Origin of the sequence: Curtobacterium sp. B18 (genome assembly GCF_000333375.1) — a bacterium.
GTDB lineage: Bacteria > Actinomycetota > Actinomycetes > Actinomycetales > Microbacteriaceae > Curtobacterium.
On record NZ_BACZ01000720.1, the window covers coordinates 1 to 9,128 of the forward strand.

6 protein-coding genes are annotated in these 9,128 nt (G+C 71.7%); 3 read left to right on the forward strand and 3 right to left on the reverse strand.

The annotated features are described in order from the left end of the window. Positions 1-1,003: 1,003 nt before the first annotated feature. Positions 1,004-2,161, reverse strand: a complete 1,158-nt coding sequence (locus tag I5E_RS19240; RefSeq protein ID WP_022908421.1) for an NAD(P)-binding domain-containing protein — start codon at positions 2,159-2,161, stop codon at positions 1,004-1,006. Positions 2,162-2,319: 158 nt separating this feature from the next. On the opposite strand from I5E_RS19240, the gene I5E_RS19245 reads away from it, so the two are divergent. Then, on the forward strand, positions 2,320-2,541 hold the full coding sequence (locus I5E_RS19245) for a DUF3073 domain-containing protein (protein WP_022908422.1): 222 nt from the start codon (positions 2,320-2,322) through the stop codon (positions 2,539-2,541). A gap of 440 nt (positions 2,542-2,981) precedes the next feature. Here I5E_RS19245 and purM read toward each other — a convergent pair whose 3' ends face one another. Beyond that, the gene (purM, locus tag I5E_RS19250; RefSeq protein WP_022908423.1) at positions 2,982-4,079 is read right to left on the reverse strand and encodes a phosphoribosylformylglycinamidine cyclo-ligase; all 1,098 of its coding nucleotides are present in this window, start codon (positions 4,077-4,079) and stop codon (positions 2,982-2,984) included. 73 nt (positions 4,080-4,152) lie between these two features. On the opposite strand from purM, the gene purF reads away from it, so the two are divergent. Beyond that, positions 4,153-5,610: an amidophosphoribosyltransferase gene (gene purF, locus I5E_RS19255; RefSeq protein WP_022908424.1), complete on the forward strand. Its 1,458-nt coding sequence runs from the start codon at positions 4,153-4,155 to the stop codon at positions 5,608-5,610. An 84-nt stretch (positions 5,611-5,694) separates the two neighbouring features. On the opposite strand, the gene I5E_RS22220 is transcribed toward purF, so the two are convergent. Further along, entirely contained in the window at positions 5,695-6,108 is a 414-nt protein-coding gene (locus I5E_RS22220) for a hypothetical protein (protein WP_022908425.1), read from the reverse strand. Between the two features lie 108 nt (positions 6,109-6,216). Between I5E_RS22220 and I5E_RS19265 the strand changes: the two genes are divergently transcribed. Then, complete coding sequence (locus tag I5E_RS19265) at positions 6,217-8,790, forward strand: helix-turn-helix transcriptional regulator (protein ID WP_022908426.1); 2,574 nt, start codon at positions 6,217-6,219, stop codon at positions 8,788-8,790. Positions 8,791-9,128 lie beyond the last annotated feature (338 nt).

The following is a 9,128-nucleotide window of genomic DNA, read 5'->3' on the forward strand; positions in this document are numbered from 1 at the left end:
CCCATCGCCGACTCGGCCGCACCGCGCTCATCACCCTGCTGCGCCTCGCACGCGGCGAGAGCCTCGTCACCAAACGCAGCGAACTCGCCACGGAACTCGTCGTCCGCAGTACCACCGCACCGCCATCCCGTGGCACCGGGAACCCCTCCCCCCGAGCTTGATCGGAACGAGCATGACCATCGAAGCCCCCACCGCACGGTGGAACGACCCCACCGTCGACGCCGTGGAACGCGCTGCCGCACTGCTCGCGGACATGACGCTCCGCGAGAAGGTCCAGCAGCTGGGCAGCACCTGGCCGGACGCGGAAGGCGCCGGTGGCGACGTGGCTCCTATGCAGGACACCCTGCTCCGCGCCGAACCGTTCGACGACGCCGTCCGCGACGGCATCGGCCAGATCACCAGGATCTTCGGCACCGCCCCGGTCACGGTCGAACAGGGCCGCGCGAAGCTCATCGACCTGCAACGTCGGGTGATGCGCGCCAACCGACACCGGATCCCCGCCGTCACCCACGAGGATCTACTCGCAGGACGGCGGGTTCGAGTACGTCCTGGTCCTCGCGGTGGCGTCCCTTGCGGTGGCGCTGACCGGGCCGGGTCGCTTCTCGCTCGACGCCGTGGTCCTGCGGGCCTCGCGCCGGCGCCGCGGCGTCGAGGAGCCACTCCCCGCCTGACGCGCGCGTGCCGCGACCTTCCCCATCCCGTGCGGGGTTGCCCGCCCGGTGCGGCGCTACAACCTCGCACCGAGCGAGCAGCGCCGCACCCGGCCAACAACACAGCACCGTGCGCACCGCCGCCGCGAGCCCGAACCACGCCCTCGCACCGTGCGACCTTCCCCATCCCGTGCGGGGTTGCCCGCTCGGTGCGGCACTACAACCTCGCACCGATCGAGCAGCGCCGCACCCGGCCAACAACACCGCACCGTGCGCGGCCAGTTGGTGCGAGGTCAGTCGGTGCGCGGCCAGGCCGTGCGTGATCAATCGGTGCGCGGCCAGGCCGTGCGTGATCAGTCGGCGTGCGCAGTCTGCCCGTCGGGGTCGTCCGCGAGGACGTCCATCACCTGCCGAGCGATCCTCCGGCCGGCCCGGTTCGCGCCGATCGTCGACGCCTGCGGCCCGTACCCCGCGAGGAAGAGCCGCGGCTCGTCGACCGAGCGCCCGTCCTCGACCACGATCCCGCCGGCGGCAGTCCGCAGATGCAACGGCGCGAGGTGCCGCAGGTCCGCGCGGAACCCCGTGGCCCAGATCACGGCGTCGGCGTGCACGTGCTCGCCGTCGGCCGTGACGACACCGGTCTCGTCGAGTCGCGTGAACATCGGCGAATCCCGGAGGACACCGCGGTCGAGTCCCGCACGGATCCGGCGCGAGATCGGGACCCCGGTGCCGGACACGATGCTCGGCAGGGTCTCCCCCGCCCGGGCAGCCCGGTCCTGCTCGTCCACCGCCGCGACCGCGGACTCGACGTCGAGGGCCGCCGCTTCGGACCACACCACCGGGCGACGCGTGAACCACCGCGTCCGCGCCGCCACGCCGTCGAGCTCGAGCAGGAATCCGATGGCACTCGTCCCGCCCCCGACCACCACCACGTCCTGCCCGGCGTACTCCGCCGCGCTGCGGTACTCCGTCGTGTCCACCTGCCGACCACGGAAGACGTCCCGGCCCGGGTACCAGGGGACGAAGGGCGTGCCCCACGTCCCCGAGGCGTTCACCACGACGTCCGCGCCGATCCGGCTCGTCCCCCCGTCGGCACTGCGGACCGTGACGCACAGTCCGGCCGAGGATCCGGTGGTGTCCGCGATGCGCGACACGGAGGTCACCGCGACCGGCCGCCGCACGCGCAGGTCGTAGTACTGCTCGAAGCGTCGGTAGTACTCGCCGACGACGTCCCGGGCCGGCCGCGACCGATCGGCGTCGTCGAACCGGAGGCCCATCGCGTTCATCCCCGGCAGGTCGTGCACGCGGTGCGCGGCTCCGAGACGGAGGGCCTCCCACCGGAACTGCCACGCTCCTCCGGTCGCGGGCGCCCTGTCGAGCAGCACCAGGTCGCTCCCCGGCGTCAGCCCGAGCCGACGGAGGTGGTATCCCACCGAGAGACCGGCCTGACCCGCGCCGATCACCACGACCCGGGCGTGCTGGTCGGCCGGGGCCTGCGCGTCGTCTGTCATCACTTCGATTCTGCTGTGGGCGGGGCCGTCGCGGCGACGTCCAGATCGGGGTACATGGTAGAGTGATTGGCAGATTTCAAACCACGAAACCGTTCGGTTCCCCGGGTGACTCCTCTCCCGCCAGGACCGGACCAGAGCCGATCACGAGGGGGTCACGCATGGGGCGCGGCCGTCAGAAGGCGAAGCACACCAAGGTCGCCCGGGAACTGAAGTACTTCAGCCCGGAGACGAACTACGGTGCGCTCGAACGCGAGCTCTCCGCCGGGCAACACTCGGATGAGAACTCCTACATCGACCGCTGGGCAGACCAATACGGTGATGACCAGCTCGAAGAAGACGACGAGTTCGAACCCCAACAGGACCAGAACAAGTCCGCCTGACCCAGGCTCGATGACGACGCCGCGCACCCTCCGGGGCAGCGCGGCGTTTCGTCGTACGTGCAGGCCGGTGTCACCGTGCCGCCCGCATCGATGCGCGAGCACGGTGCGACGTTGTCCGCTTCGATCGACCGGCGCAACGTCGGCTCGTGCACGCACATCGGATGCCGGCGCATCGTCCGACATCGCACCCGTCGATCGACCGGCGCGGTGTCGCATCATGCACACGCACTGATCCCGGGCGCTCCCCGAGGTCGCACGACGCGCCGCGCCCGTTCCACCCGGTCGCGCGAACTGCCGCCCGGAAGGAGTCCGGACGGCAGTTCGTGCTACCTCGCGCCCGCGTGGCGCGCGCCCACCCCGCACCCGCGCGGCGACGCCCGTCCCGCGCCCACGTGGCGCGGCGCGGCCCACCCCGCGCCCGCCCGCCCCGCGCCCGGGACTCAGCCCTCGTACGCCCCCACGAGCCGCACCGCGCCGCCGTCGACACCCTTCGCACCCTGCTCGAACCCGGCGAGGTCCTCGCGCACAGAGGTCGAGATCGACCCGACCGCCCACGACGGCAGGCCGGCGGCGCCGAGCGACGCGATGACGTCCGACGCGGCAGCCGCCGAAACGACCGCGAACATGCCGATTCCGAGGTTCCAGGTGCCCTCAGTGTCCTCGATGGGGGTCCCGGCCATGTCGGCGAGGACCCGGAACACGGGCAGGGGCTGCCACGTGGAGCGGTCGACCTCGACCCAGGAGCCGACGGGGAGGACACGCGCCAGGTTCGCCGCGATGCCGCCGCCCGTGACGTGCGAGAGCGCGTGCACGGCACCCGGGTGCTGCTCGATGAGCGACAGCAGCGGCGTCGTGTAGAGGCGCGTCGGCTCGAGCAGGGCCTCCCCCACGAGCCCGCCGAGCTCCGGCAGGGAGTCGGTGTACGCGACGCCACGCGACGACAGGATGTGCCGGACGAGCGAGTAGCCGTTGGAGTGCAGCCCGGAGGACGCGATCGCCACGACGACGTCGCCGTCCTGCACGAGGTGCGCGCCGAGCTGCGATCCGGCCTCGACCGCGCCGACCGCGGCACCGGCCACGTCGTAGTCGTCCGGCCCGAGCAGGCCCGGGTGCTCGGCGGTCTCGCCACCGACGAGTGCGGTGCCGGTCTCCGAGCAGCCGCGCGCGATGCCGGCGACGATGTCCGCGATGCGAGCGGGCACGACGCGTCCGCAGGCGATGTAGTCCGTCATGAAGAGCGGCTTCGCCCCGACCACGACGATGTCGTCGACGACCATGCCGACGAGGTCCTGGCCGATGGTGTCGTGCTTGTCGATCGCCTGCGCGATCGCGACCTTCGTGCCGACGCCGTCGGTCGAGGTCGCGAGCAGCGGTCGTGAGAAGTCCTTCAGGAACGAGACGTCGTAGAGTCCGGCGAAGCCACCGACGCCACCCAGCACGGACTGGTTGTGGGTGGCCGCGACCGCGGACTTCATGAGTTCGACGGCCAGGTCACCGGCGGCGGTGTCCACTCCGGCTTCGGCGTACGGGTTGGGCATGCTGAGTCCTTCGCGGTGACATGGCAGACTTGTTCGGTACCCCCCGATTCTACGGTCTGGAGCACACCCGCGAATGTGCGGCATCGTCGGCCTCGTTGCACAGGGCCCCGCCAACCAATCCATCTACGACGCACTGCTCCTGCTGCAGCACCGCGGGCAGGACTCGACGGGCATCGCCACGGTCGAGGGCCACGTGCACCACATGCACAAGACCCGCGGGCACGTCCGCGAGGCGTTCCGCACCCGTGACATGCGCGCCCTCCTCGGCACCATGGGGCTCGGGCACGTCCGCTACGCCACCAAGGGTGCCGCGAGCAACGAGGAAGAGGCCCAGCCGTTCTACGTGAACGCGCCGTACGGCATCGTCCTCGTCCACAACGGCAACCTCACCAACACGCGGGAACTCACGCGTGAACTGTTCGACATCGACCGTCGACACCTCAACACGACGTCGGACACCGAGCTGTTGGTGAACGTGCTGGCGCACGAGCTGCAGGGGCAGGTCCGCGGCGCGAACCTCGACCCGGGCCAGGTCTTCGACGCCGTCGAGCGCGTGCACGAGCGCGTCGAGGGCTCCTACGCCACGATCGCCACGATCGCCGGGCACGGGCTGCTCGCCTTCCGCGACCCGTACGGCATCCGTCCGCTCATCCTCGGTCACAAGTTCGACGAGGCCGGGCAGCCGGAGTGGGTCGTCGCGAGCGAGTCACTCGTGCTCGAGTCCGGCGGATACGAGATCGTCCGCGACATCGCCCCGGGCGAGGCCGTGTTCATCGAGATGAACGGTCAGATGCACGCCCGGCAGTGCGCGAAGAACCCGCGACTGGTGCCGTGCTCGTTCGAGTACGTCTACCTGGCCCGACCCGACTCGGTGATGAACGGCATCTCGGTCTACGACGCACGCCTGCGTCTCGGCAACCGGCTCGCCGACACCATCGAGCAGTACGCGCCGACGGGTGACATCGACGTCGTCATGCCGATCCCCGACTCGAGCCGACCGGCCGCCATGCAGGTGGCGCAGAAGCTCGGCATCGAGTACCGCGAGGGCTTCTACAAGAACCGCTACGTGGGCCGCACCTTCATCATGCCGGGGCAGGCCGAGCGCAAGCGGTCGGTGCGCCAGAAGCTCAACGCGATGTCGTCGGAGTTCAAGGGCAAGAACATCCTGATCGTCGACGACTCGATCGTCCGCGGCACCACCAGCCGCGAGATCGTCGAGATGGCCCGTGCCGCCGGGGCGAACGAGGTCACCTTCACGAGCGCCGCGCCGCCTGTCCGGTACCCGCACGTGTACGGCATCAACATGCCGACGCGCGCCGAGCTCATCGCGCACGACCGGAAGATCCCGGAGATCAACAAGGTGCTCGGCAGCGACCACCTGATCTACCAGGAGATCGGCGACATGCGCGACGCGATCATCGAGGGGTCCGACGTCACGGACCTCGAGATGAGCTGCTTCACGGGCGAGTACGTCACGGGCACCGTCAGCCCGGAGTACCTGTCCTGGGTCGAGGCGAACCAGCTCAGCTGAGCGGGGTCGCGAACGCGACCCCGCAACGGACTGGAGGCGCGGTGCCAGGCCGAGCCGCGCCTCCAGTCCGTCAGATGCGGACGACTACGGCGTCCGGTCGCCGTCCGCCCGGGCGTCGCCGTGGTCCTCGATCTCGCCGTCCACGGTCTCGGGCGGCAGCTCGACCTCGACGCGCTCCGCCGTGAGGCGGGCGGCCCGGCGCGCGAACACGCGGTCGAGCACCACGGCGACGACGGCGCCGACGAAGGCGCCGATCGTGACGCCCCACAGGCTGAAGTAGCCGACCAGGCTGCCGAAGCTCGCGGTCTCCTGCGTGTCCCCACGGTCGATGTCCATGGTGAGCGACACGACGACGAGCGTCGCGATGAAGCCGAGGACCGCACCGCCGACGATGAAGACCCCGAACTTCGGGGCACGACGGATCGTCACCTCGTCGGAGGAGGAGACAGCGTTCGGCGCCGGAGCCGGTCGTTCGTCGGGTCGGTCGGTGTTGCTCACACGTCCATTGTCCCCCACTGTGGGACGTGCTCCGGCCTGTCCGCCCAGGTGGATCCGGGAGAGGATGGTCGCTACCGATCGGTATCCCACGGTGAGGAGGTGCGGCAGATGCGCGAACGGACCACCCGCGGCGCCCGGACGCCGGCGCGGATCAGCTGGCCGATCCTGCAGCGTCGCGAGGAGGACCGGGCCGTCGCGGTCGTCGCCGAACACCGGTGGAGCGTCGCGCTCGTCGGGGCCCCCGGCCTCGGCAAGAGCTCCGCGGCCCTGCGGATCACCGACCGCGTCGCCGGTCGTGACGCCTCCGGCCGGACGCTCGTCGTGCCCATCACGGCCGTCGCCGCCAGCAGGTCGATGCCGTTCGGCGCGGCGTCGGAGCGCTTCGGCGAGCTGCCGGGCTCCCTCGCCGAGCTCGTCGGCGCGGGCGGGGCCGAGCAGCGCCTCCGCGAGAGCGAGGAGCTCACCGACCGCGACGTGCTGCTGCGCGTGGACGACGCCGACCACCTCGACGCGATCTCCGCACGCTACGTCGCGTGGCTCGTCCGCGAGCAGGGTGCCCGGCTGGTCCTGACCTGCCGCGACTTCACCGCACTCCCCGAACCGCTCCGAGCCCTCTGGCAGGACGACCTGCTCGAACGCATCGACCTCGAGCCGCTCGACCTGCACGAGACCTCGACCCTCATCGCGCGGGCGCTCGGCGCCCAGCTCGAGACGGCGTCGGCCGAACGCGTGCACCGGGCCACCGCCGGCAACCCGCTCTACATCCGCGAGGTCGTCCGGTCGGCGCTCGCCTCCGGGGCGCTCGACCACACCGCCACCGGCTGGTACTGGCGTGGCCGGGTCACCGCCTCGAACAGCCTCGCCGACATGTACCGCACCGAGCTCGGGTCGCTGCCGGAGGACCTCCGCGACGTCGTCGACATCGTCGCCCTCGCGGACCCGATCCCGCTCGCGCGGCTGATCGGGCTGGTGAGCGGCGGGGACGTCGACCGCGTCGTCGCGCTCGGCCTCGTCCGCATCGACGCCCTCGAGGACGGTGCCGCCGTCGTCCGCCCGTCGCACCCCCTCGTCGGCGAGGTCGTCCGTGCGCTCGTCCCGGTCGCCCGACGCACGGCGCTCTTCGCCCGCGCCAACGCCTTCCGCACCGACCGGCCGGAGGGCGCGCCGCCCGCCGCCCGTCTCCGTGCCGCGCTGTGGTCGCTCGAGTGCGGCGTGCTGCCCCCGGTCGACCAGCTCCTCGACGCCGCCCAGGTCGCGGTCGGGCTGCAGGAGCACGAGAGCGGGATCGCGCTGGCCTCGGCCGCCCTCCGCACGACGCTCAGCCCGTGCGAGCGGGTCGCCGCGCACTGCCTGCGGTCGCTCGCGCACTCGTACAGCACCGGGCGCGAGGCCGGTCGCGCCGACGCCGAGGCCGCATGGGCCGTGGTGTGCTCGGCCCCGACCGAGGTCGACGACCACGCCGTGATCGAAGCGTGCGAGACGCTCGCGAACATCCGGCAGTTCCACGACGACGACGTCCTCGCCGCGGTCGCCCTCACCGATGCCGCGTCGCGGCTCGTGGGTCCGGACGCCGCCGAACGGCTCCGCCTGTTGCGCCTGGCACACCTCGGCTGGGGCGGCCGCTTCGACGAGGTCCGCGACGAGCTCGAGCGCTCCGGCATCGTGCAGGCGGCGACGGTGCCGTTCGCGTTCCTCTGCCTCGCGCCGTGCGCCGTGATGGCCCTCGCCACCGCCGGTCGGCTCGACGATGCCCAGGCCTTCGGGAGGGCGTGCCTGGCGACCGCGGTCGAGCACCTCGAGGACGCCCCGTGGAGCGTCGGCGAGATCGTGTCCGTGCTGCACCAGCTCCAGGTGTGGCGGGGCGACATCGCCGACCTCATCACCGAGGTCCCCGTCCGCCGGTCGAGCCCGTACCTGAAGTACGACTTCACGCTGGAGCTCATCGGCGAGGGCAACCTCGCACTCGCCCAGCGCCGGTGGGACGACGCCGTCGCGGCGTTCTCCGCGGCCTGCGAGCGCTACGACGTGGCCGATCACGGCGGCTTCGCGGCCTACCCGTGGGCACGGCTGGCGATGTCGTACGCCTACGCCGGTCGCGGCGAGGAGGCCGCGGCGGCGCTCGAGCGCGCCCGGGCGACGCCGCTCCGGGCGATGCGGATCATCGGCGACCAGGTCGCGGTGACGATCGCGTGGACCGAGGCGGTGCTCGGCAACCCGGCGGGCCTCCGGCACGCGGACGACATCATCGAGCGCGGGTCGGCCAGCGGGTCGTGGACGCACGTGATGTACGCGCAGACCCTGCACTACACGAACGACATGCTGAACGGGCGCGACTCGGCGGCGTCCCTCCTGCGGATGCGCGACGCCGCCGCCCGCGTGGACGGCCCGCTCGCCGGAGCGATCGTCGAGTACGCCGAGGCGGTCCGCACCGACGACCGGACCCGGATCATCGCGGCCCAGGGGGTGCTCGCGTCGCACGGGATGGCGGTGTCGGCCGGACGGGTGAAGCCGCCGCTGACGAACCGCGAGTACGAGGTGGCCGAACTCGCGTCCCACGGCCTGAGCAACCGCCGCATCGCGGAGACCCTCGGCCTGAGCGTCCGCACCATCGACGCGCACCTGTCCCGGGTGTTCACGAAGTGGGACCTGCACGCCCGCACGGAACTCGCCGAGCTGCTCTGATCGGTCGAGTCCGCGGGCCTTCCGGCGCCGCTGCGAGCCGCAGGTGGGTTGCGGAATGCAGCACGACTCGCCGGAACGGTTGACAGGATGTGCGGAATGTCGCGTACCTTGGATCCTGTCGCCGGGTTCGGACCCGTTCGGGTCGGGTCCGAATCCCGGCGACTTCTACGGTAGCCGCCGGGTCGGTGACGTCACATCAGTAGGCACTACCTAATTCGCTGAGGCCGTCTAGGTACCCGAGTCCTCCTGTCCAGGAGGCGCGGGGCGGGCTGGCACCGTCCCTCCCGTCCGACACACGCGCCCGTCCCGGATGCTCTAGAGGATCCCCGGGACCAGCT